Origin of the sequence: Nonlabens sp. SY33080 (assembly GCF_011784885.1) — a bacterium.
GTDB lineage: Bacteria > Bacteroidota > Bacteroidia > Flavobacteriales > Flavobacteriaceae > Nonlabens > Nonlabens tegetincola.
The window spans coordinates 543,420-565,446 of sequence record NZ_CP050461.1; the positions used below are offsets into that span (position 1 = coordinate 543,420).

21 protein-coding genes are annotated in these 22,027 nt (G+C 35.0%); 10 read left to right on the forward strand and 11 right to left on the reverse strand.

The window, feature by feature from the left end; all coding sequences use genetic code 11:
- Nucleotides 1-25: 25 nt before the first annotated feature.
- Both serC and HCN53_RS02455 read right to left on the reverse strand, forming a co-directional pair.
- Nucleotides 26-1,087 (reverse strand): 3-phosphoserine/phosphohydroxythreonine transaminase, encoded by a 1,062-nt coding sequence (gene serC, locus HCN53_RS02450; RefSeq protein ID WP_167341907.1) that lies wholly within the window; start codon nucleotides 1,085-1,087, stop codon nucleotides 26-28.
- 73 nt (nucleotides 1,088-1,160) lie between these two features.
- Nucleotides 1,161-2,273, reverse strand: a complete 1,113-nt coding sequence (locus tag HCN53_RS02455; RefSeq protein WP_167341908.1) for an acyl-CoA reductase — start codon at nucleotides 2,271-2,273, stop codon at nucleotides 1,161-1,163.
- A gap of 35 nt (nucleotides 2,274-2,308) precedes the next feature.
- Here HCN53_RS02455 and HCN53_RS02460 point away from each other — a divergent pair, with 35 nt between their 5' ends.
- Nucleotides 2,309-2,659, forward strand: a complete 351-nt coding sequence (locus HCN53_RS02460; RefSeq protein ID WP_042278672.1) for a 4Fe-4S dicluster domain-containing protein — start codon at nucleotides 2,309-2,311, stop codon at nucleotides 2,657-2,659.
- A gap of 75 nt (nucleotides 2,660-2,734) precedes the next feature.
- Here the strand turns inward: HCN53_RS02460 and HCN53_RS02465 are convergent, their stop codons facing one another.
- Genes HCN53_RS02465 through HCN53_RS02480 form a run of 4 tightly spaced genes read right to left on the reverse strand, consistent with a single transcriptional unit; the run spans nucleotide 2,735 to nucleotide 4,925 of the window.
- Nucleotides 2,735-3,571 (reverse strand): alpha/beta fold hydrolase, encoded by an 837-nt coding sequence (locus tag HCN53_RS02465; RefSeq protein WP_167341909.1) that lies wholly within the window; start codon nucleotides 3,569-3,571, stop codon nucleotides 2,735-2,737.
- Nucleotides 3,572-3,626: 55 nt separating this feature from the next.
- Nucleotides 3,627-4,286 (reverse strand): ATP-binding cassette domain-containing protein, encoded by a 660-nt coding sequence (locus tag HCN53_RS02470; protein ID WP_167341910.1) that lies wholly within the window; start codon nucleotides 4,284-4,286, stop codon nucleotides 3,627-3,629.
- Nucleotides 4,265-4,552 carry a hypothetical protein gene (locus HCN53_RS02475; RefSeq protein WP_085774614.1) on the reverse strand — a complete coding sequence of 96 codons (288 nt, stop codon included), beginning with the start codon at nucleotides 4,550-4,552 and terminating at the stop codon, nucleotides 4,265-4,267. The genes HCN53_RS02470 and HCN53_RS02475 overlap by 22 nt, the downstream gene beginning before the upstream one ends.
- A gap of 10 nt (nucleotides 4,553-4,562) precedes the next feature.
- Complete coding sequence (locus HCN53_RS02480) at nucleotides 4,563-4,925, reverse strand: DUF2200 domain-containing protein (RefSeq protein WP_105018887.1); 363 nt, start codon at nucleotides 4,923-4,925, stop codon at nucleotides 4,563-4,565.
- A 141-nt stretch (nucleotides 4,926-5,066) separates the two neighbouring features.
- Between HCN53_RS02480 and HCN53_RS02485 the strand changes: the two genes are divergently transcribed.
- The 3 genes from HCN53_RS02485 to HCN53_RS02495 are packed head-to-tail and all read left to right on the forward strand — an operon-like array spanning nucleotide 5,067 to nucleotide 10,338.
- Nucleotides 5,067-8,015, forward strand: a complete 2,949-nt coding sequence (locus HCN53_RS02485) for a GH92 family glycosyl hydrolase (protein ID WP_240919378.1) — start codon at nucleotides 5,067-5,069, stop codon at nucleotides 8,013-8,015.
- A 36-nt stretch (nucleotides 8,016-8,051) separates the two neighbouring features.
- Nucleotides 8,052-9,038 (forward strand): isoaspartyl peptidase/L-asparaginase family protein, encoded by a 987-nt coding sequence (locus tag HCN53_RS02490; protein WP_167341911.1) that lies wholly within the window; start codon nucleotides 8,052-8,054, stop codon nucleotides 9,036-9,038.
- Nucleotide 9,039: 1 nt separating this feature from the next.
- Nucleotides 9,040-10,338, forward strand: coding sequence for a sugar MFS transporter (locus HCN53_RS02495; protein ID WP_167341912.1), 1,299 nt, complete (start codon nucleotides 9,040-9,042; stop codon nucleotides 10,336-10,338).
- An 81-nt stretch (nucleotides 10,339-10,419) separates the two neighbouring features.
- Here HCN53_RS02495 and fumC read toward each other — a convergent pair whose 3' ends face one another.
- The gene (gene fumC, locus HCN53_RS02500; protein ID WP_167341913.1) at nucleotides 10,420-11,814 is read right to left on the reverse strand and encodes a class II fumarate hydratase; all 1,395 of its coding nucleotides are present in this window, start codon (nucleotides 11,812-11,814) and stop codon (nucleotides 10,420-10,422) included.
- A 213-nt stretch (nucleotides 11,815-12,027) separates the two neighbouring features.
- Between fumC and HCN53_RS02505 the strand changes: the two genes are divergently transcribed.
- From HCN53_RS02505 to HCN53_RS02515, 3 genes are all read left to right on the forward strand, one after another.
- Nucleotides 12,028-12,201 (forward strand): hypothetical protein, encoded by a 174-nt coding sequence (locus HCN53_RS02505; RefSeq protein WP_167341914.1) that lies wholly within the window; start codon nucleotides 12,028-12,030, stop codon nucleotides 12,199-12,201.
- Between the two features lie 146 nt (nucleotides 12,202-12,347).
- Nucleotides 12,348-13,088 carry a YebC/PmpR family DNA-binding transcriptional regulator gene (locus HCN53_RS02510; RefSeq protein ID WP_060522580.1) on the forward strand — a complete coding sequence of 247 codons (741 nt, stop codon included), beginning with the start codon at nucleotides 12,348-12,350 and terminating at the stop codon, nucleotides 13,086-13,088.
- A gap of 91 nt (nucleotides 13,089-13,179) precedes the next feature.
- On the forward strand, nucleotides 13,180-13,557 hold the full coding sequence (locus HCN53_RS02515; protein ID WP_105018891.1) for a LysM peptidoglycan-binding domain-containing protein: 378 nt from the start codon (nucleotides 13,180-13,182) through the stop codon (nucleotides 13,555-13,557).
- Nucleotides 13,558-13,593: 36 nt separating this feature from the next.
- Here the strand turns inward: HCN53_RS02515 and HCN53_RS02520 are convergent, their stop codons facing one another.
- On the reverse strand, nucleotides 13,594-14,199 hold the full coding sequence (locus tag HCN53_RS02520) for an ACP phosphodiesterase (protein ID WP_167341915.1): 606 nt from the start codon (nucleotides 14,197-14,199) through the stop codon (nucleotides 13,594-13,596).
- Between the two features lie 60 nt (nucleotides 14,200-14,259).
- On the opposite strand from HCN53_RS02520, the gene glmM reads away from it, so the two are divergent.
- On the forward strand, nucleotides 14,260-15,654 hold the full coding sequence (glmM, locus tag HCN53_RS02525) for a phosphoglucosamine mutase (RefSeq protein WP_167341916.1): 1,395 nt from the start codon (nucleotides 14,260-14,262) through the stop codon (nucleotides 15,652-15,654).
- Here the strand turns inward: glmM and HCN53_RS02530 are convergent.
- A complete protein-coding gene (locus tag HCN53_RS02530) occupies nucleotides 15,614-16,525 on the reverse strand; it encodes a lysophospholipid acyltransferase family protein (protein ID WP_167341917.1) in 912 nt (303 codons plus the stop codon). The genes glmM and HCN53_RS02530 overlap by 41 nt on opposite strands.
- Before the next feature lie 59 nt (nucleotides 16,526-16,584).
- On the opposite strand from HCN53_RS02530, the gene HCN53_RS02535 reads away from it, so the two are divergent.
- Nucleotides 16,585-17,211, forward strand: coding sequence for a rhomboid family intramembrane serine protease (locus tag HCN53_RS02535; RefSeq protein WP_317168789.1), 627 nt, complete (start codon nucleotides 16,585-16,587; stop codon nucleotides 17,209-17,211).
- Here HCN53_RS02535 and HCN53_RS02540 read toward each other — a convergent pair.
- Nucleotides 17,208-18,332, reverse strand: a complete 1,125-nt coding sequence (locus tag HCN53_RS02540; RefSeq protein WP_167341919.1) for a TlpA disulfide reductase family protein — start codon at nucleotides 18,330-18,332, stop codon at nucleotides 17,208-17,210. The two genes, HCN53_RS02535 and HCN53_RS02540, sit on opposite strands and share 4 nt — an antisense overlap.
- A gap of 115 nt (nucleotides 18,333-18,447) precedes the next feature.
- On the opposite strand from HCN53_RS02540, the gene HCN53_RS02545 reads away from it, so the two are divergent.
- Complete coding sequence (locus HCN53_RS02545; RefSeq protein WP_206063932.1) at nucleotides 18,448-20,808, forward strand: GAF domain-containing protein; 2,361 nt, start codon at nucleotides 18,448-18,450, stop codon at nucleotides 20,806-20,808.
- On the opposite strand, the gene HCN53_RS02550 is transcribed toward HCN53_RS02545, so the two are convergent.
- Nucleotides 20,789-22,003: a Pycsar system effector family protein gene (locus tag HCN53_RS02550; protein WP_410505438.1), complete on the reverse strand. Its 1,215-nt coding sequence runs from the start codon at nucleotides 22,001-22,003 to the stop codon at nucleotides 20,789-20,791. The genes HCN53_RS02545 and HCN53_RS02550 overlap by 20 nt on opposite strands.
- Nucleotides 22,004-22,027: the final 24 nt, after the last annotated feature.

The window sequence follows — 22,027 nt, forward strand, 5'->3', positions numbered from 1 at the left end:
TTATTTGTTCAATTATTGGGACTAATTATGCTTTACGTTCTAATTCTTTCATTACATCTACAAGAGTCTGAGCGCTCTCTAAAGTAAGAGCGTTATACATACTTGCTCTATAACCACCTACAGATCTGTGACCATTCAATCCATTAATCCCTGCTTCTTGCCACATTTTATTGAAGGTGTCTTTATGATCCTCATTCACTAAGTTAAAGGTAAGATTCATCATAGATCTGTCTTCTTTATTTGCTACAAACCCTTCAAAAAGTTCATTGCGATCAATCTCATCATAAACTAATGCTGCTTTTTCATTATTGATTTTTTCAATCCATTCAATTCCTCCATTATCTTTTAACCATTGCATCGTCAACATACTTACATAGATAGGAAACACTGGTGGTGTGTTGAACATAGAGTCTTTACTTATATGGACTTGATAATCTAGCATGGAAGGAATGCTGCGTGACACCTTTCCTAATATGTCTTCTTTCACCACAATAAGAGTAGTACCAGCTGGACCCATATTTTTTTGTGCACCGGCATAAATAAGATCGTATTTAGAAAAATCTCGCTTACGTGAAAAAATATCACTACTCATATCACATACCATAGGAACACTTACAGTTGGGTCATCCTTTAACTGAGTTCCAAAAATGGTATTGTTAGTTTGAAAATGAAAGTAATCAACATCACTAGGTACTGTGTATCCTTTTGGTATATAATTGAAATTTTGATCCTTAGAAGAAGCAACTTCAATCACATCACCAAATAATTTTGCTTCCTTAATCGCCTTAGTAGACCATGTACCAGTGTTTAAATAAGCTGCTTTACTTTCAAGTAAGTTATAGGCAACCATTAAAAACTGCATACTTGCGCCACCACCTAAAAAGAGTGCTTTATAACCTTTATCCGTAAGATCTAGGTGTTCTAGTGCTAAACTTTGAGCCTTTTCCATCACCTCAACAAAATCCTTGCTACGGTGAGAAATTTCTAGAATACTTAAATCGTTAAAATTAAGAACAGCTGCAGCTGCTTTTTTGAAAACTTCTTGAGGTAAAATACAAGGTCCTGCGCTAAAATTGTGCTTAAGCATAATGGTGTTTTTGAATGTACCACACAAAAATGCAAAACAAAGCGTTTAAACTTGTTATAATTCCAATAAGATTTTAAGATAATGTCAACAAAAACGATATAGTATCTACACCATCAGCGTAATCATTCAAGGTAGGACACTGGGTTTGACCAAAATTAACGAATTGAGGTGCCTCAAGATCTTTAAAATTAGGAGCTAGTTTTTCACGATCTACATCATTAATAACCACACATTGCAAACTTTCTGCTTTCTGATTAATTTCTTCGGCAACCTGTTCAAGATTATCGTAATAGCTGTACCCTAAAGAAGCAATAGGCGATGAGAAACTTTTATTCTCTTCCTTAATTAATAGAAACTCATTATCAAGTAAATCAAATTCACTCATTAAGTAAACAGCCTTGTTGTAATCGTAATTATTCGTGTACTTTTCAAACTTGATTAAATTGCGCTGTTTATACATGCCATTAAAAAACAAATCAAAGTTGTAATCTCTAGGAACTTTAAGATGGCTTACGCTACGACAACCTAGGCCAAAGTATCTGAATACATCTTCACTCAGCGCTTCCATATCCTCTAAAGTTTCTTTTCCTGTTATTACCGCTATGCTATTACGGTTTTTTCTTATGATGTGCGGTTTCCCTTTAAAATAATATTCAAAATACCTCGATGTATTATTGCTTCCTGTCGCAATAACGGCATCGTATTCTGGTAATTGTCCTTTTACAAAACTATACGAGCTAACTAAGTCTTCCTTATGTGAAGATGCCATATCCAATATTAAAGGTATAAGGACATCATCATTGCTACTATTTTTAATGATAGCATGATGACCACTTATTATTACAGATAAAACATCGTGAAATCCAACAAGTGGAATATTTCCAGCTGTTATAATGGCTACTCTTTTACCTTCAACCTTTTCTAAATCGTATCCATTGGTCCATTGTTCAAGATTCTCAGGTAATAGAGCTTGTGACCATTGGGTAATAGCATGAATTAAGTTTTCTCTTGTGAACCAGCTGTTTTTTCTTTCAGCCTGCTTCAAACTTTCTTCTATGCGTTGATTCCAAGAATTTGAAGATTCAAGGTTTGAATCGGGTTGTAAATAAGAGGATAGTAATTGTCCCGCTTTCGCGAAAGCGGAAATTCTATCATTTAACGTGGTATTAATTGCCAGTGATTTCAATGGGCATTATTTTTGTGCAAAAGTAAAGAAAAGCTATGGCAATCATAATTACTGACGAATGTATTAATTGCGGCGCTTGTGAACCGGAATGTCCAAATACAGCTATTTACGAGGCTGCAGATGACTGGCGCTATGCTGATGGTACCGACCTGGATGGGCAAATTGTTTTACCTAACGGTAAAGAAGTAGATGCAAATGAAACTCAAGAGCCTGTGAGCGATGAGTTCTATTATATTGTTCCTGATAAATGTACAGAGTGTGTAGGTTTTCATGAAGAACCTCAGTGTGCTGCAGTTTGTCCTGTGGATTGTTGTGTTCCAGATGAGGACATTGTAGAAACTGAAGAGGAATTAAAAGCTAAACAAGCTTTTATGCACAAGGAATAACCTGATTATTAGACATGATAAAAGCCGATACTTTTTAAAGTATCGGCTTTTTTATTTAATTTAAAGTCTCACTTATTATTGATCTAAAAAATTTAGAAGCAGCTTATTAAGTTCTTCTTTATGGGTCACATACAAGCCATGTGGCGCGTTTTCTATTATTTCTAATTTTGAGTCCTTAACTAAAGAATGCCCTTGTTTTGAACTAGGCTCGATAGGAACGATTTCATCTGCGCTTCCGTGAATGAATAGGGTAGGAACATCTACTTTTTTAAGTGCCTCACGTAAATCAGTACGTCCAAAAGCACCTATACAATCTAGCGTTCCCTTAGGACTTGCTTGAGCTGCTATTTGGAAATTATAATTAAGTTGACCTTCAGAAACGCGATCCTTGTTGTCCTCATAGTTCACAAACCCTTTACCAAATTCTTTTAAGAAACCTAAACGATCTTGTTTCACATTTTGCTCCATACCTTTAAAAACATCATCTGGAGCGCCAGTTGGATTATCATCTGTTTTAAGTAAGAATGGTGCTATACTGGCAACAAAAATTAGTTTATTGATTTTATCGGTTCCATAATCGGCAACGTATTGTGCTAGCTCGCCACCACCCATTGAAAAACCAATTAGGGTAACTTTTTCAAGTTCTAGTTGATCAATTAGATCATGTAAATCGCTAGCCATAGTTTTGTAATCGTAACCTTCATAAGGTCTAGAACTGCGGCCAAAACCACGGCGATCATAAGTTATCACTCTATATCCGGCTTTTATTAAATCAGGAACTTGGTATTCCCACATTGCACCGCTCAATGGCCAGCCGTGTATGAGTATAATAGGATCTCCATCTCCTTGATCTTCAAAATAAATACTAGCATCTAGATCTTTTTGATCGGTAAGTTTTTCTAAGTAAGGCATAAAATTTTTGATTTCAAGTTAAAAAGACTAAGGTAAACTGTATTTTATAGAATTGTTAATTTGTTAGATAATCGGGTAAATAAGATAATCCCTTTAGTTCCTTTTTGGATTTTATCTCTTTAAGGTGTCGATTATTCAGGTAAAATATACGATCAGAAACTTTGAGAACGTCTTCATATCGATGATCAGAAAGTATAAAACCTTTGTGTGCTTTCATTTCATTGATAGAAAGGAATATTTCATCAATAACCAAGGGACTAAGTCCATTAAAGGGCTCGTCTAGAATGGTAAATGCTTTAGGTTGGTATATAGTTATCAAAACCTCAATAAGTCTTAATTGTCCACCAGAGAGATCTTTTGGTTTGTTATTTAAAAAAGGTTGAATCAACTTATGATTCAACAACTTATTACAATTAACCAATTTTAAAATGGTTCTTACTCTTATTTGATTGGGTAAAAAATGATGTTGCGGCAAGTAATTAATGAATTTAGAGATAGTAGAGCTACTTTTTATAGGACGATCATTTATGGAAACAAATGAATGAACTGATTTTTCTAATCCAGTAATAATTTTAAATAATGTTGATTTACCTGAGCCATTACGTCCAATTACCGCGACGACTTGGCCAGTTTTACAACCTAAATAGATGTCGGATAACAATTTTTGATTACCAAAAGATTTTTCAACACTATCTACCTGTAGTATATTATCCATACCAGTACATTCAACAAAACAATAACTAAATAAAATAGGATTGTAGATAACCACAATCTTTTACGCGACCATCCTAGATTAAAATAAAAAGCATATTCTTCTGGTTTTCTATATTCATATTGAACATAGTGAGTAGAAACTCCTACTAAGGTCGCGATTTGACCAAAACTATTCCAACTACCTACTAATAAAGTAATACATACAGATAAGAATAAGCTTAACGGAATCAATTTATAATGAAAGAGTAGTAAAGGTTTTAGATTCATTAAGTAATTATTATCCTCTTAAAATCTTTTCCATTTTACGACCTTTAGCCAGCTCGTCTACTAATTTGTCTAAATATCTAGTTTGTTTTGTAAGTGGAGTTTGAATTTCCTCAATACGATATCCACAAATAACACCTTTAATCAACTCAGCATTAGGGTTGATGGTGGCTTTTTCAAAAAACTCTTTAAACGTAACTTTTTCTGCAATTTTATTTTTTATATCCTTTTCGCTATAGCCAGTAAGCCATTGAATTACTTCGTGCAATTCTTCTTTAGTCCTGCCTTTCTTTTCAACTTTAGTTACATAATGTGGATAAACAGAAGCAAAAATTAATTTGGCAATGCGTTCATCGTGTTCTGGTGTGGTAGACATAATCTCAAATTTATAACTAATCAAATTTAAACTTTATTACGTAAAAAAGCTTGATGCTTCAAATCAGTCTGCCGTGATTATCAAACAGTTTGCTATGTAGCATATTCTTTATCTTTAACAATTCAATATCAAAAACTAGCTTTGAAAAAACTTATAACCTTAATTGGCGTTGCTTTATTGTTTGTATGTTGTAAAGAAGACGCCACTTCGACTTCTGCTGCTTATCAATCTAAAGAGCTTACCTCACTTGTCAATCCGTTTATAGGAACTGGTGGTCATGGACATACCTATCCTGGTGCAACAATGCCGTTTGGGATGATGCAATTATCACCAGATACTCGTTTAGATGGATGGGATGGTTGTAGTGGATATCACTACAGCGATGATAAAATTTATGGTTTTTCTCATACTCATTTAAGCGGTACCGGCGTGAGCGACTATGGTGATATTTTATTGATGCCTACGCGTGAGCCTATACTCAACAATGGAGCCGATGGTAAAAAAGGGTACCGTTCTTCATTTTCTCACGACAATGAAAAGGCGAGTCCTGGCTATTATGAGGTACACCTGGATGACACAAATATTGATGTGCGGTTAACTGTGACGGAACGTGCTGGGATTCATGAATACAGCTTTCGCGAAAGCGAAACAAATCAACAACCCGATAACCATTACGTCATCCTTGATCTTTTACATCGTGATAAACTATTAGAACACGATATACAAATCCTATCAGATACAGAAGTACAAGGAAAGCGTTTTTCTAGTGCGTGGGCGACAAAACAGATGCTGTTTTTTTATATGAAAACGTCGCATCCTATTAAGAATTGGAATACCAAATATGAGGTTACACCTGAAGTGATGGCTCTTGAATTCGACAATCCAAACAACGAACCTATCACTATTAAAATAGGAATTAGCCCAGTAGATGAAGCTGGCGCTAGACGTAATCTTGAAACCGAGATAGGCGATAAAAGCTTTGACGAAATAAAGCAATCGGCCAATGAAACATGGGTAAAAGAACTCTCAAAAATTGTGGTTGAAGATGACAATGAAGATAATCTAACCAATTTCTACACCTCATTGTATCATACAATGATTGCTCCTAATTTGTACCAAGATGTTGATGGTCGCTATCGCGGGATGGATTTAGAAATTCATCAATCTAATGAATTCAATTATTACACTGTTTTCTCCATGTGGGATACCTATCGCGCTGCTCATCCATTGTACACTATCATTGATGAAAAACGTACTAACGATTTTGTAAGTACCATGCTGGCAAAATATGACGAAGGCGGTATTCTTCCTATTTGGGATTTAAGCGGTAATTACACGGGTTGTATGATAGGATATCACGGCGTTCCCATCATAGCAGATGCTTACATGAAAGGGATTAAAGACTATGATGTGAATAAGGCCTATGAAGCCATGAGACACAGCGCTATGCAAGACAAGCTAGGCCTAAAACACTATAAATCTTTAGGCTATATACCAGTAGAACAAGAAAGTGAGAGTGTTTCTAAAACACTGGAATATGCCTACGATGATTGGACGCTAGCACAGGTTGCAAAAGACCTGGGAAAAACTGAGGATTATAAGTTATTCACACAACGAGCACAGAATTATAAAAACCTTTACAATCCAGCTACGGGATTTTTCCAAGGTCGCCAGCGTAATACATGGTTCTCACCTTTTAAACCAGAAGAAGTAAACTTTAATTATACCGAAGCTAACGCATGGCAATACAGCTTGTACGCACCACAAGACATTTCGGGTCACATTGTATTAATGGGTGGCGAAGAAGCCTATGAAAAGCATCTGGATCAAATGTTCAGCGCGCCCATGGAAACAAGTGGTAGACATCAGGCTGATATTACTGGGCTTATAGGTCAATATGCACATGGTAACGAGCCGTCTCACCACATGGCATATTTGTACAATTTTGTAGGTAAGCCACATAAAACGCAAGAAAAGGTTCACGAAATTTTGACTACGCTTTATACAAATGAACCAGACGGTATTTCTGGAAATGAGGATTGTGGTCAAATGAGCGCGTGGTATGTATTGAGCAGCCTGGGCTTTTATCCAGTGACACCTGGTAGTAATGACTATATCATCGGGATACCTTTGTTTGATAAGGCTACCATTCATCTAGAAAATGGGAATAAATTGACGATTATTAAAAAGGGTAGTGGTAAGTATATAGCCAGTGTTGATTACGCTTTCGCGAAAGCGGAATTACAACCACACACTCAATCGTTCATCACCCATGAACAAATAAACAACGGTGGAACACTAGTATTTACCATGAGTGAAGAACCTACAGATTGGGCAGTAGAAAAATCTAACAGGCCAAAATCTGCAATTGAGGAGTATCCCATAGTTACAGCACCATTTTTGGAAAAGGGCTCCATCGCTTTTACCGATAGCACCGTAGTTCAATTTAACACTTTACAGTCCAATGCACAAATGTTTTATATGCTGGGCGATAGTAGCTGGAAAGAATATTCTAAACCCATCACCATTTATAATGCTGGAGACCTAACTGTTATTTCAAAAAAAGATGGTGTTAGCAGCCCAGCGGTAACTACCACTTTTTATAAATACAATAAGGATATTAAAATCACACTTAATCACAGCTATGCCAATGAATACAGTGCTGGTGGAAATGATGCCTTGATTAATGGTATGCAAGGAACAGAGGATTTTCGCTCTGGAGCATGGCAAGGAACTCAAGGTGAAAATTTGGATGTTACCATTGATTTGGGTGAATCAAGATCTATAAATAGTATTTCACCAGGATTTTTAAAGGATCAACGCAGCTGGATTTTTTACCCAAAAGATGTGACTTTTGAATTCTATGATGAGAATAACAACTTACTAAAAAAGACTTTTAAAATGTTACCTGAAACAGGTAGAGAAGAAGAGTCTGCCGTTTTTAGACCTAGATATGAAACTCCTGGTTTGAATAAAGTGAGATATATAAAAATGAAAGCAACTACGTATGGTAAATTACCAGAATGGCATTTAGGATATCCGTACGATGGTGCAGCTTGGATTTTTACTGATGAAATTGTTATCAAATAAATAAAAGAAAGTTAATCACAATCAACCATTACTTTTATGCAACGAAGAAAATTTATAAAGCAAAGCGTCCAAGGTAGTATCGCTTTATCTCTAGGAGCAACTGTTCTTAGTTGTGTAGAACCCAAAAAAACAGCTACAATGAAAAACACAACAAAACCTGTATCAATATGTACTTGGGGATTTACCAAAGCCAATGAAACAGCTGGACTAGCTTTAGAGAATGGTTACAATGCACTTGATGCTGCTATAAAAGGTGTAGCAGTCGAAGAAGAGAACGTAAAAAATACAACAGTTGGTAAAGGTGGTGCACCAGACCGTGAAGGAAATGTCACACTAGACGCTTGCGTAATGAACAGCAATGGAGATGCAGGTGCGGTAGTTTGTGTGGAAAATATAACTAATGTTGCTGCACTAGCCAAAGTAGTTATGGAGGACACTCCACATGTAATGCTAGCAGCAAAAGGTGCAGAAGAATTAGCTTATGAAAAAGGATTTGTCTCAGAAAATTTGCTTACAGAAAATTCAGAAAGAGCCTATAGAGAATGGCTTAAAACTAGTGAATACAAGCCTATCATTAACATTGAAAATCACGATACCATAGGAATGTTATGTATGGATACTAACGGTGATATTGCAGGTGCTTGTACAACATCGGGATTATCTTATAAAATGCGAGGTAGAGTAGGAGATTCTCCTATAATAGGATCAGGGTTGTTTATTGACAATGAAATAGGTGGAGCAGCGGCTACAGGTATGGGCGAAGAAATCATGAAAACTGTAGGAAGTTTTCTTATCGTTGAATTAATGCGTCAAGGAAAATCACCTCAAGAAGCTTGTGAAGAAGCTGTACAAAGAGTAGTTTCTAAAAATTCCGGTTACAATGAGTTTCAAGTTGCTTATATAGCCATGAATAAGAAAGGTGAAACAGGTAGTTACTGTATTCATCCAGGATTTGCTATGATGCAGTATAAAGATCAAAAGAATACAAGAATAGAGTCTGACTCGTACATTAAAAAGTCATAATATGGCACAAGATAAAAAATACACTAGTGCCTTTGCCATTGTAACTACTCTGTTTTTTCTATGGGGTTTTATTACAGTTCTAGTAGATAGTTTGGTACCTAGATTAAAAGATGTTTTTGAGCTTAGTTATTTTCAAGCTGGATTAGTTCAATTTGCCTTTTTTATAGCTTACTTCATTTTTTCTATTCCAGCTGGTTTTATATTGGATAGGGTAGGATATAAAAAAGGAGTTATAATTGGCTTATCAACCATGGCCTTGGCTTGTTTGCTCTTTTATCCAGCAAGCGAATACAGACTTTTCAGCATATTCTTACTGGCCTATTTTATGCTGGCAGCAGGAATAACTTTTCTTCAGGTAGCAGCAAATCCCTATGTAGCTGTTTTAGGTCCTGAAAAAGGTGCAAGTAGTAGACTTAATCTAGCACAAGCCTTTAATTCATTAGGTACTGCCATTGCACCTATTGCAGGTGCTGCATTCTTATTAAGTGACACTATATTAAGCTCTAAAGAAATAGACGCCTTATCAAATGTAGCCAAAGAAGAATACTATCTGAGAGAAGCAACAGCCGTTCAAGGTCCATTTTTACTTGTAGCAGGCTTCATTTTTTTATTAGTAATAGGATTTATTTTTATAAAGCTACCAGCAGTAAATGAGGAGAAAAAAGGAACCTATTCACAATTATTATCTAAACCTATTATATGGCTAGGAGCAGTCGGAATTTTTGTGTATGTAGGTGCCGAGGTTGCTTTGGGTAGTTATATGGTTAATTATTTTATAGAAAACGATTTACCTGTACATATTCAAAATAGCACATTTATGAAAACCATCGCTAGTACTATTTTAGGCAAAAATGATCTAGCACTTGTAGATGCCAAAGCTGTTGTAGGCGCCTTTGTTTTCTTTTATTGGACAGGTGCTATGATAGGACGATTTATAGGTTCTTATCTTACGCGTATCTGGCGACCTCATTATGTTTTAATAGGATTTGGAATTTCGGCAGTAATTATGATTTTACTTTCTATTGTTACCGACGGTTTGTGGTCTATGTGGACGATCTTATTGGTAGGTCTTTTTAATTCTATAATGTTTCCGACCATCTTTTCATTATCTCTTGAAGGATTAGGTGACTTAAAAGCCAAAGCATCTGGAATATTATGTACAGCTATTGCTGGCGGAGCTATAATACCGATTTGTTTTGGAGCTCTTATTGATTTTTCAGGATTTAATCTGGCCTTGTTATTACCAATTTGTTGTTACTTATATATAGTTGTTTTTGGTTTTATTCGTAAAACAACGTGACAGGTACAACCAATTTTAGCCTAGATAAATAAAAAGCCGCTAGTAATTAAACTAGCGGCTTTTTAATATGAATAAGGTCATCTATCTGTGACCAACCATTTCTTCTGGTTTAACCCATTCATTAAACTCCTCTTCGGTCAAATAACCTAGGGATAAGGCAGCGGCTTTAAGTGTAGTGCCTTCTTCGTGTGCCTTGTTTGCTATTTCTGCAGCTTTATAATATCCTATTTTGGTATTAAGAGCTGTTACAAGCATTAACGAATTATCTAATAGATTTTTGATTCTATCATAATTAGGTTCAATACCGCTAGCACAATTTTCATCAAAACTTCTACAGGCATCACCGATTAAAGTTGCACTTTGTAAAACAGCAGCAGCCATAACAGGTTTAAAAACATTAAGTTCGTAATGACCTTGAGTTCCACCTACGGTAACCGTTACATCATTTCCCATTACTTGTGCACAAACCATTGTTAAGGCCTCACATTGAGTAGGGTTTACTTTTCCTGGCATTATTGAACTTCCTGGTTCATTTGCAGGTATAATAATTTCACCTATTCCACTACGAGGACCAGATGCCATTAATCTTATGTCGTTTGCAATTTTATTCAATGAAACGGCAATTTGTTTTAAAGCACCATGTGTTTCAACAAGAGCATCGTGTGCTGCTAGTGCTTCAAATTTATTTTTTGCAGTTATGAACGGCAGTCCAGTAAATTCTGCAATGTACTCTGCCACCTTAACATCGTAACCTTTAGGAGTGTTTAAGCCAGTACCTACAGCAGTTCCTCCTAAGGCAAGTTCACTTAGATGTTTTAATGTGTTTTCAAGGGCGATTATTCCGTGATCAAGTTGACTTACATAACCAGAAAATTCTTGACCTAATGTAAGAGGTGTAGCATCCATTAAATGGGTACGACCTATTTTTACTACATTATCAAATTCGATAGACTTATTATGCAGGGTATTGCGCAATTGTTTAATTCCTGGGATTGTATTTTCAACTACCTTTTTGTAGCAAGCTATATGCATACCAGTAGGGAATGTATCGTTTGATGATTGAGATTTATTTACATCATCATTCGGTTGTAAAGTTTTTTCTCCTTCACCAATTGTTTTTCCAGCGATTTGATGAGCTCTATTTGCAACCACTTCGTTAACATTCATATTTGACTGAGTACCAGATCCAGTTTGCCAGATAACTAGTGGAAATTGATCATCATGTTTACCTTCTAGAATTTCATCACATACTTGACCTATCAAATCCCTTTTATCTTCGGCTAGTACACCTAGATCGCAGTTTGCATAAGCGGCAGCTTTTTTCAAGTAAGCAAATCCATATACAATTTCTAACGGCATGCTTCCTGCAGGACCTATTTTAAAATTCATTCTAGAGCGTTGGGTTTGTGCGCCCCATAATTTATCAGCTGGTACCTCAACAGGTCCCATAGTATCTTTTTCTATTCTGTATTCCATTGGGTTGAATTTTGCACAAATATAAAACTTGATTAGAGTTCTATTTATAAGGTAAGGTTAATGATTTCCGTAAAGTATAGGTTGATAGTATTTACGCTTTCGCGAAAGCGGAATTAACACCAGGTTTATCAACAATAAAATGTTTATAAATCTTAAGTGTAGTTTTCTATTTTAAGACAAAGCCCTTATCTTTGCAGCAATAAACTAAAGAACATGTTTGAATTTGATCAATTTTTAGGTTTCGGTGCATTCTTCATCATACTTTCAATAGGATTCTGGTTGATGATTCTACTTACAGTAGTAATTATTCCTTACTGGATTTTTGGAAGTACAATGGAACGTATGAAGATGAAAAGAGAAGCTAAGAAGAAAAACTTAGAATCTTAATTTAGATTTTTATACATAAAAGGCACCGCTTCTTTAATGAGAAGCGGTTTTTTTATGCCTTTTAATTAGATTAAACCTAGTATAAATAAACTTTGCGTGTAAAACAGTAGTCCACTATTTTTACACCTATAATTTAAATAAACAATATGGGAAGAGCATTTGAATTTCGCAAGGCACGTAAAATGAAACGTTGGAGTGCTATGTCCAAAGCCTTTACAAAAATAGGAAAGGACATTGTAATAGCAGTTAAAGAAGGTGGACCTGATCCTGATAGTAATTCTAGATTAAGAGCGGTAATTCAAAATGCAAAATCGGTGAACATGCCTAAGGCAAACATCGAACGAGCAATTAAAAAAGCAACTGACAAGAATACAGCAAACTTTGATACGGTCTTATTTGAAGGATATGCACCGCATGGTATTGCTGTTCTAGTAGAAACCTCTACAGACAATAATAATAGAACGGTTGCCAATGTGCGCAGTTATTTCAATAAATGTAATGGAAGTTTAGGCGTATCAGGAAGTGTCGAGTTTATGTTTGATCACAAATGTCATTTTAGAATTGCTGCTGCCGATTATGACCTAGAAGAATTGGAACTAGAGCTTATCGATTTTGGCGCCGAAGAGCTGTTCAAAGATGAAGCCGATGAAGAAGATGAAAACTCTCAAGATGGAATCATGATTTATGCAGAGTTTGCAAATTATGGTGCTATACAGAAAGCTCTAGAAGAAATGGGTGCAGAGATACTTAGCTCTGACTTTGAATACATCCCAACTGTTCAAAAAGATCTTACAGAAGAACAAAGGGAAGATGTAGACAAGTTATTAGAAAAGTTAGAAGAGGACGATGATGTGAACAATGTGTATCACACCATGAAAGAAGAGTAGTTAGTCGACAATTAAAGTTTCTTAGAAAACTTTTTTATGTCCGACTTTTTATTTTGTAACTTTCAATCTCTAATTTAAAAATGAATTTAAAATGGTAAAGCAAAAATATCAGAGCGTTCTAGATTTAGGTGAAAAACTAAATATCGAGAACGGCGACGTACAAGTGAACGGCGACAAATTAGAAGTAAGAGGTACTGCAAAAACTCAGTATGAAAAAAACTTACTTTGGGATGAGATTAAAAAGGTAGGTGGAGAATCACCAGCTGATATAATGGCTGATATTAAAGTTGCAGATGAGTCTGTATATGCTTATCACACAGTAGAAAGTGGTGAGTCTTTAAGTAAGATTGCAAAACACTATTACGGTGACCCAATGAAATACCACCAAATTTTTGCTGCAAATGATGATGTTCTTAAAAATCCAGATGTGATTCATCCAGGTCAAGAATTGAAAATTCCTAATCTATAATTGTATTAGATAGAATATAAATATTAAAACCGCTCTTTAAGAGCGGTTTTTTGTTATCAATCCTTCTTGAATTTTCATTTGAGTGAAACTCTCTAATTCTTCCATAAAAGAAAAGAAATGAGATTTTAAAAGATCATAATGTTCCTCAAGTTCAATAGGAGCAAAGTTCATTTTACTTTTTCCTTTTGTGCGTTTGTTCATTTGATAGAATATACTGGAAATACCATCTATTGTTGCGTACTGTAACAGCCAGTTGTGCTCCATCATAATAGGTAAAAATCGTTGAACTTTCGGTGGTAGCACTGGATAATATTCCTTAAGATCTCGATAAAACTCTAGACTAAACTGCTCTAAAGGTGTAGTGTGAAATTCTTCCCAATTTGCCGCTAAAAAATGATCATAATATAAGTCAACAATTACACTGCTCCAAAGACCATATTGATCTCTAATAAGTGATTTACTTTCCTTAACTATTGGGTGTGTATCGGTATACGTATCTATATGTCTATGTAGAATAATTCCAGCAGCAACCTCCTTTGGAAACATTTTGAAGTTTTTACCGCGCACGGAATCTGCTATAAAATTCCCTATTCTAAGCTCAGTATTTTCGCCTGATAAATAAATATGTGCGAGATAATTCATGTTCAATTTTTGAAAGCGTATAGACTAGCTTTACTTTTGCAGTAAATGTAAGGCTTAAATATGACGTTAATAAAATCAATATCAGGAATCAGAGGAACAATCGGTGGTAAACCCGAAGATAATTTAACACCACTAGATGCGGTAAAATTTGCTAGCGCCTACGCTATGTGGTTAAAGGACTATTCAGGAATTGATACTCCTACAGTTGTCATTGGAAGAGATGCTAGATTAAGCGGTTCAATGATACAGGCCTTGGTGCAAAATACAATTATCGGTTGTGGTTGTAATGTTATAGATTTAGATTTAAGTACAACTCCTACGGTAGAAATTGCCGTACCACACTTTAATGCAAATGGTGGGATTATTCTAACAGCAAGTCACAACCCAAAACAATGGAATGCTCTTAAACTACTTAATAGCAAAGGAGAGTTCCTAGATGGTGTAGAAGGGCAAAAAATATTGGATATTGCTGCTGCCGATGATTTTGAATACGCACAAGTTGACGACCTAGGTACGGTAACACGCGTAGATAATTTCATTGATGTTCATGTAAAGGAAGTGATTAACATGCCAATAACTAAGGTTGATGCTATCGCTTCTAAAAAGTTTAAAGTAGTAGTAGATGCTGTAAACTCTACTGGCGGTATTGCAGTTCCTGCCTTATTAAAGAAATTAGGAGTTGAGGTGATAGAAATGTACTGTGAACCTACAGGGCATTTCCCTCACAATCCAGAACCTCTTAAAGAACATTTGACAGAATTATGTGCTGCAGTAGTAGAACATAATGCAGACTTTGGTATCACCGTGGATCCAGATGTTGACCGATTAGCATTTGTAGATGAAAAAGGAGAAATGTTTGGTGAAGAATACACGCTTGTGGCATGTGCAGATTACATCCTAAGTGAGAAAAAGGGAGATACTGTTTCTAATCTTTCAAGTTCAAGAGCACTAAGAGATATAACTCAAAAACATGGTGGCACGTATCATGCAGCAGCAGTAGGTGAAGTAAATGTGGTAACCAAAATGAAAGAGGTTAACGCAGTAATAGGTGGTGAAGGAAACGGTGGAATTATTTATCCAGAATCTCATTACGGCCGTGATGCATTGGTAGGTATTGCTATGTTTTTATCCTTGTTATCAGGTAAAGAAGGCACTGTAAGTGAATTAAAAGCGTCTTATCCAGCTTATTTTATGGCAAAAAAGAAAGTTGAACTGACTAAAGGAATGCCAGTAGATGCGATTTTACAAGAAATTCAAAACAACTATCAAAACGAAAACATTACCTCTATTGATGGTGTAAAAATTGATTTTCCAGAAAATTGGGTACATATGAGAAAGTCAAACACTGAGCCTATTATACGTATTTATACAGAAGCACAATCACAGGAAGTTGCCGATAATTTAGCCGATAGATTTATCTCTGAATTGAAGGAGATAGCTCAACGTCACGCTTAACATCTTGAAGGGATGTCTTCCATCTTTTATGCGACCAGAGGTAATACTCTGGTTGCATTTTTATTTGATCTTCTAGTAAAGAGAAAAACTTATCTGTTACTAACCACTCAGGTTCTTTGGAGGCGTCGTCCGTAATTTTATGAAATGTTGTTTCATAATAACCTCTTTTAATTTTTTTAATTGCAAGGAAAAAGACAGGAAGACCATGCTCGGCAGCAATGCGTTCTCCACCTCTGAAAACAGCGCTAGGCTTGTTGAAGAAATTGGTAAAGTATTGAGATCTTGCTCGTTTTGGAGCTTGGTCTGCTACCAGTGCAAATAAACAACGCTCGTTATCTGCCTTTTCAGACATTACTCGAGTAGCATGTCTCATTGGAACCATGGTAGACCCAAATTTCTTTCTAATATCTGTAATCAGTTGATTAAATTTTTTATTCTTAATAGGTTTATAAATAGCATACACATTAAAATGTAAAACCTCGTCCAGTACCATGGACCATTCATAGCTACCTGCATGACCAAATAAAGCTACAATTGATTTGTCCGCTTTCGCGAAAGCGTTAACCATCTCAGCATTTGTACAAGTAAATCTTTTATGCATCTCTTCCTTACTTATATGTAAGGATTTCATCATCTCAATAAAAATATCACAAAAGTGTCGAGTACTTGCTTTAGCGATTCTTGTAACTTCTTTTTCATCAAAGTGAGGAAAGGCCGTTCGTATGTTACTCTTTGTAACCTCTTTGCGATATCTTATAATGTAGTAAAGTATAAAATAAATGAAATCACTTAATCTATAAACCAGCCAAAATGGTAAGACAGATACCAATCTAATTAATGCATAAGCTATATAGAATAAGAGGTTTTGCATGTGCGTTATTTTTTTAGCAAATATACTATCTTGTCCGTTCTCAAGATTTAATGAATTCTATGGATTTAGTCACTTTATTTGTTATTGGCGTTACATCATTAGTCAGCTTTAAGGCTTTTAATGATCGGTATTTCTTTGATCGCTTTAAATTTAATATTGCCGGAATAGAGCGTGGTGAACAATGGAGGTTTTTTACAAGTGGTGTTTTACATGCAGATTTGCAACATTTGTTTTTTAATATGTTTACCCTTTTCTTTTTTGCCGATGAAGTTGTAGGTTCTTTTAATAGTGTGAAATTTTTAATTATCTATTTGGCTAGTATGTTAGGTGGTAGTTTTTTAAGCTATATCATTAATAGAAATAATTATGCCTATAGTGCTGTAGGGGCAAGCGGCGCAGTTTCTGGAATTATATACAGCGCTATATTGTTGGATCCATCAATGCGTATTTATTTTGGTATTCCAGGATGGATATTTGGAATAGGATACATGATTTACAGTATCATTGGAATGCAGCGCAAGGCCGATAACATTGGACACGATGCGCACATCGGTGGTGCCATTACAGGTTATCTTATTACTCTTCTATACGATTATACTATTATCCTCGATCGACCTTTTGTGGTAGGAGCGATGCTGTTACCCATTATTGCCGTAATAATTCTTATAAAAATGAATAAGGTTTAAGAGCCCAATAGCTCTTCTAGTTTATTGTGCAACTGTTGGCCACGTAAATCTTTGGCCACTATAACTCCATTTTCATCCAATAAGAAAGCTGCAGGAATAGCATTAACATTGTATTGTCTAGCGATAGGACCAAAGTATTGGAGTCTGCTTATATGATCCCAAGTTAGATTATCTTTTTCAATGGCTTGTTTCCATTGTTCTTCAGCTCCTGGTTTATCTAAAGAAACTCCTAGTATACCAAAACCTTTGTTTTTATATTTTTGGTAAGCATTTACGATGTTAGGATTTTCTCTACGACATGGTCCACACCAACTTGCCCAAAAATCGATAAGTGTAACCTTATTTTTTGCAATTACTTCTTCAAGTTTTATGACCTTGCCGTCAGGATTATGCCCTTCAAAGCTAGGTGCTTTTTTTCCAATTCCTACAGACTCTATTTTACGTAAATAATCATCAATTCTAATAGAAAGTTCTTCACGTTGAACATCTGCACTGAACTTATTGAATTCTTGTCTTGCATCAATAGGATCGATTAATTTTGAACTTATTAAATCACCTAAAATTATAGGACCTAATAGAGTGTTTTTATTTTCTGAAATATAATTTTTAGATTGAGAAACATAGCGTTTTTCTTCTTCCTGCCATTGTAGCATTACCTGGTTTAATTCTTCTAACTGACCAGATCTTTGAAAATTAGAACGCTGCTGATTAAAGGTTTTTGACTCTGCTCGGTATTCATCCTGAATTGCTTTATAGGTATTAAACTGGTCATTTAGTTTACTTCCCTGAACAGAACTCTTAAAGACAGAGTCTTTGTTCACCTTAACTTCTACCGGATTATTATCATGTAAATAAACAATACTTCCATTTGAACCATCTACATTTAAAAAACGAATTTCCGGCTTTTTCACTTCGTCAACGGGATCAAAATGAAACGTTTCATTTATTACGACTGCTGTATCTATAAACTGTTGCTTTCCATTTTCACCTACTTTACCGTAATAAACTCTCATACCATTTAACACACCTGGAGCATTTCCATTTATCATATGTTTATCGGTAGTTTCTTTATTACAACTTACCAATACGGTTACAATCATTAAACTGTATAAAAACTTCATCTTTTTATTTTAAGTGGCACAATATACAGAGCAAAGTTAAAACATGGGTTAAACTTATCTAAAACATCAGCCTATTCTCACAAGTTAGATTAGCAAAAAAGTTAACTTTGCAATAATGAAAGAGGAAAAGGAATTTTTTCAAATAAAACTTAATTTTAAGTCTTTGCTTGAAACTTATGTAGAAAAACTGGAGTTAGAAACTTCTAATTTCAAAAGGCTCTATCTGTCCTCATTAATTCAATTTGTTGAGAAAAATGAAGCCCTTTATACTGAGGTACCTATTGATAAGATCGCTCATTATGAATCTGATATAGATACTGTTCTTACAGATCTTTTTCCTACCGCATTGACTTTAAATGAAATTAAAGCGGCAACCGTACCTTTTTCGGATCAGATTTTCAATTTGACTACAAGATTTAAAAATATTATCAGTGAAGCTGGTGATGATTTTAAATTTGATGTAATGGAATCATTTTCCCAGGATAAATACCGAATGGCATGCGGTGCGATCCTTAAAATTTTCTACGGAAGATTTGTAAATTTTTCCAAACCCTTACAAGTAAGTATTAAAAATGCATCGGGAGCACTTAGAACTTATCGCATTACTTATAATGCCGATTTTGTTAGGATTAGTCTCAATGATGAGAAATACAGGTTGAGTGAAGCACAAATAGCTCAATTGTTAAGAGAACATGATAACATGGAACTGTGGAAGGAATATTTTCCACCGCAAGCATATTCTTTTGAAGGTTTTGGAATCATTTCTCTTACCGATGTTACCATAGATAATGCAATTTCAGAATTAAAAACCATTTTCCTTAATGGTAAATCAATGGGTGATACCCAAAATGATAAAGTAGAATCAATTTTTCGAACTATGTTTGGAATTGAGGATTTAAGAGCTGGGTTTACAAGCTTTAATCACTACGATAAATCATTTGAAACATTAATGTACGGTGATGTAGTAAGTTATTTATTGGGTCAAAGTCATGAGAAAAACTGTGAAAATGCCTTATGTAGAGGAGCTTATAAAAAATTAATCAACGATTTCACTCCACTAGTCATTTCTGATGTTGAAGAGTACTTGAACACAGTTCAAAATACTTTCCTTGCAGAAAACCTTATGAATAATGGCATTAAAAGTGCCACCTTTTATCCTGTTCATGAAAACGATCGCTTACTAGGTATTTTAGAATTAGTTAGTGGTAAAGAATACGAACTCAATAACTTCAATGTAAGCTTGTTAGATGCCGTAGCTCCTTATCTTAAGGCGGTTTTATTAAACTCTGAACGTGAATACGAAAATAGTATTAATGCCATAATTCAAACAGAATGTACATCCATTCACGATAGTGTAAAATGGAAATTTGAAAATGAAGCCAGGCGTATTCTTAAATCACGTAGCGATGGTGGATCTGCACAATTTGAAGATCTAAAGTTTGAAGACGTTTATCCTTTATATGGTCAAATTGACATTGTTGGTAGTAGTGACACGCGTAACAAAATGATTAAAGATGATCTTTTGAGTCAACTTGAAGAGGTTGAAGATATTTTCGCTTTCGCGAAAGCGCAGCAACCATTACCACTTTATGCACAACTTGAATACCGAGTACACAAATACGTAAAGGAGCTAAGAAAAAAAGAGCTAGATGCTAATACAGAAAGAAAGATCATAAAATTTCTAGCAGAAGAAATTCATCCTGTGTTTAATCACTTCAAACAAATAAATCAAGAGATAAAACAACAGATTGAAACTTATGAAAGTTTCTTGGATCCTAACGAAAATGTAAAACATAGTCGTAGAATTGATTATGATAAATCAGTTCAAATTATGAATGATGCAGTAGCTGGTGTTTTGGATAAAAGACAAGTAGAAGCACAACGTATCTATCCTCATTTCTTTGAACGTTTTAAGACTGATGGAGTAGAACATAACATTTACGTAGGTAACAGCATTACCACTGCAAATGACTTCAATCCAGTATATCTTTATAATTTAAGGCTATGGCAACTACAAGTTCTTGTGGAACTTGAAAACAAATTTTACGAGCTTCAAAAGGAATTACCTGTAAAAATAGAAGCAGCTTCCATGATACTGGCATTTGAGAATACCCTTACTATACGCTACCGAATTGATGAGAAAAGATTTGATGTTGATGGTTCATACAACGCTCGTTATGAAGTTGTGAAAAAAAGAATAGACAAGGCTTTAATCAAAGGAACTAATGAGCGTATTACACAACGTGGTAAAATAGCTATTGTTTACGCAAGTAAGGATATGGAAAGAGAGTATTTACGCTACATAGATTTCCTTAAACACAACAACCTTATTGAAGATAAAGTTGAAAAGCTAGAACTTGAAGATGTTCAAGGAGTTGCAGGATTAAAGGCATTACGGGTAAGTGTACTCTATAACTTTTCAGACAGTCAGACTACACTTACCTATAACGATCTTATTAAGGAATTGCAGTTCTAATTTGTTGAAAATCGGTAGTGTAAAAAGCAATCACAAATGATATTACGCTCACGATAATTCCAACCATGAAGATGGTATAGGTCCATCTTAATAAGGTATACTTTCTATTAAGAACGACACCTAGTAGCCATAAATCTTTAAGCAAGCTTTCGTAGACCTCTTCCTTATTATCTAAAAGCCCCATTAAGGCCTCTCTATATTTTTTAAAAGGTACCTTATGAAAATTACCAAAAAATAATAAGTTCACTTCTCTATTACGGACTTGTTCGTCAGTAAACTCACCTGATGTGACATTAGGTCGCGTACTCATAATAGATAGTATAATACTCGCGACCGAGAATAGTATCAATATTAATGTAGGAAACAACAAGTGTCTATTTGTTGGGGCGTCTAGCTTTGGAATTATATTAGCCAGTGCAAGAGATATAATAATGGCATTGACTGATAATAGAATATTGGCTTTAGTATCTGCTATATCAGATAATTTGATATGATTACGTAACGTCGTTCTAAAAAGGGTTTGGATAGCTCTTTCTGGAGATTGATTTTTTAAATCCACCTTAAGCTGCTCCTTTTTAATTTTATTTTTACTCTTCTTTTTCTTTTTAAGCAGCCTAAGCAGGTTTTCATTCTTTGATTTATTCCAATTTTTAATAGCGTAATCACTATAATATCTATGAAACTGTGTAAAAAACTTAATGTTTTCTGCTCGCCACTCTTTATTTGTATATAATTGACCTCTTAATTCTAACTCCTTTTTTAATAACTCGCTCGTTTCCTTATAATAATCCTTGGCAAAATGCGAGCTGTCGGCATCTAGAATGATTTCCTCTAATTTATTTTGAGGTAATCTATCGCACTTTGTGACCTTTATAAGTGTTACAATTTGTTCAATAATAGCCTGATCGACGTTATGTTGTTTCAGGTAAGCCTCTGCCATTTCAGCACCAACTTCCTCGTGATTTTCATCACTATGAGTATAACCTATATCATGAAGTAACGCTGCTAAAGTAAGTATCTGGGCTTCTTTAACATCTATTTCGGAATTGTCAATGATTTCCTTTATACTTTTAACTACGCGTTTAGTATGAGTATAGTTGTGATACACATACCTTTCGTCTAGGTTTTTCTTGAATAAATTCAATACGTAATCGTCAGTAATTTTAATCAGGTCATCCATAAAAAGTGTTTGCATAAAAATAGTAGTAATATTCACTGC

Excerpts from the sequence above, each read along its gene's own strand:
- HCN53_RS02490 (WP_167341911.1), top strand. The coding sequence starts at position 8,052 with ATGCAACGAAGAAAATTTATAAAGCAAAGCGTCCAAGGTAGTATCGCT.
- HCN53_RS02495 (WP_167341912.1), top strand. The coding sequence starts at position 9,040 with ATGGCACAAGATAAAAAATACACTAGTGCCTTTGCCATTGTAACTACT.
- HCN53_RS02520 (WP_167341915.1), bottom strand. The coding sequence starts at position 14,199 with ATGAATTATCTCGCACATATTTATTTATCAGGCGAAAATACTGAGCTT.
- HCN53_RS02510 (WP_060522580.1), top strand. The coding sequence starts at position 12,348 with ATGGGAAGAGCATTTGAATTTCGCAAGGCACGTAAAATGAAACGTTGG.
- HCN53_RS02465 (WP_167341909.1), bottom strand. The coding sequence starts at position 3,571 with ATGCCTTACTTAGAAAAACTTACCGATCAAAAAGATCTAGATGCTAGT.
- HCN53_RS02515 (WP_105018891.1), top strand. The coding sequence starts at position 13,180 with ATGGTAAAGCAAAAATATCAGAGCGTTCTAGATTTAGGTGAAAAACTA.
- fumC (WP_167341913.1), bottom strand. The coding sequence starts at position 11,814 with ATGGAATACAGAATAGAAAAAGATACTATGGGACCTGTTGAGGTACCA.
- HCN53_RS02540 (WP_167341919.1), bottom strand. The coding sequence starts at position 18,332 with ATGAAGTTTTTATACAGTTTAATGATTGTAACCGTATTGGTAAGTTGT.
- HCN53_RS02480 (WP_105018887.1), bottom strand. The coding sequence starts at position 4,925 with ATGTCTACCACACCAGAACACGATGAACGCATTGCCAAATTAATTTTT.
- HCN53_RS02550 (WP_410505438.1), bottom strand. The coding sequence starts at position 22,003 with ATGCAAACACTTTTTATGGATGACCTGATTAAAATTACTGACGATTAC.
- HCN53_RS02475 (WP_085774614.1), bottom strand. The coding sequence starts at position 4,552 with ATGAATCTAAAACCTTTACTACTCTTTCATTATAAATTGATTCCGTTA.
- HCN53_RS02505 (WP_167341914.1), top strand. The coding sequence starts at position 12,028 with ATGTTTGAATTTGATCAATTTTTAGGTTTCGGTGCATTCTTCATCATA.
- glmM (WP_167341916.1), top strand. The coding sequence starts at position 14,260 with ATGACGTTAATAAAATCAATATCAGGAATCAGAGGAACAATCGGTGGT.
- HCN53_RS02530 (WP_167341917.1), bottom strand. The coding sequence starts at position 16,525 with ATGCAAAACCTCTTATTCTATATAGCTTATGCATTAATTAGATTGGTA.
- HCN53_RS02545 (WP_206063932.1), top strand. The coding sequence starts at position 18,448 with ATGAAAGAGGAAAAGGAATTTTTTCAAATAAAACTTAATTTTAAGTCT.
- serC (WP_167341907.1), bottom strand. The coding sequence starts at position 1,087 with ATGCTTAAGCACAATTTTAGCGCAGGACCTTGTATTTTACCTCAAGAA.
- HCN53_RS02470 (WP_167341910.1), bottom strand. The coding sequence starts at position 4,286 with ATGGATAATATACTACAGGTAGATAGTGTTGAAAAATCTTTTGGTAAT.
- HCN53_RS02460 (WP_042278672.1), top strand. The coding sequence starts at position 2,309 with ATGGCAATCATAATTACTGACGAATGTATTAATTGCGGCGCTTGTGAA.
- HCN53_RS02535 (WP_317168789.1), top strand. The coding sequence starts at position 16,585 with ATGGATTTAGTCACTTTATTTGTTATTGGCGTTACATCATTAGTCAGC.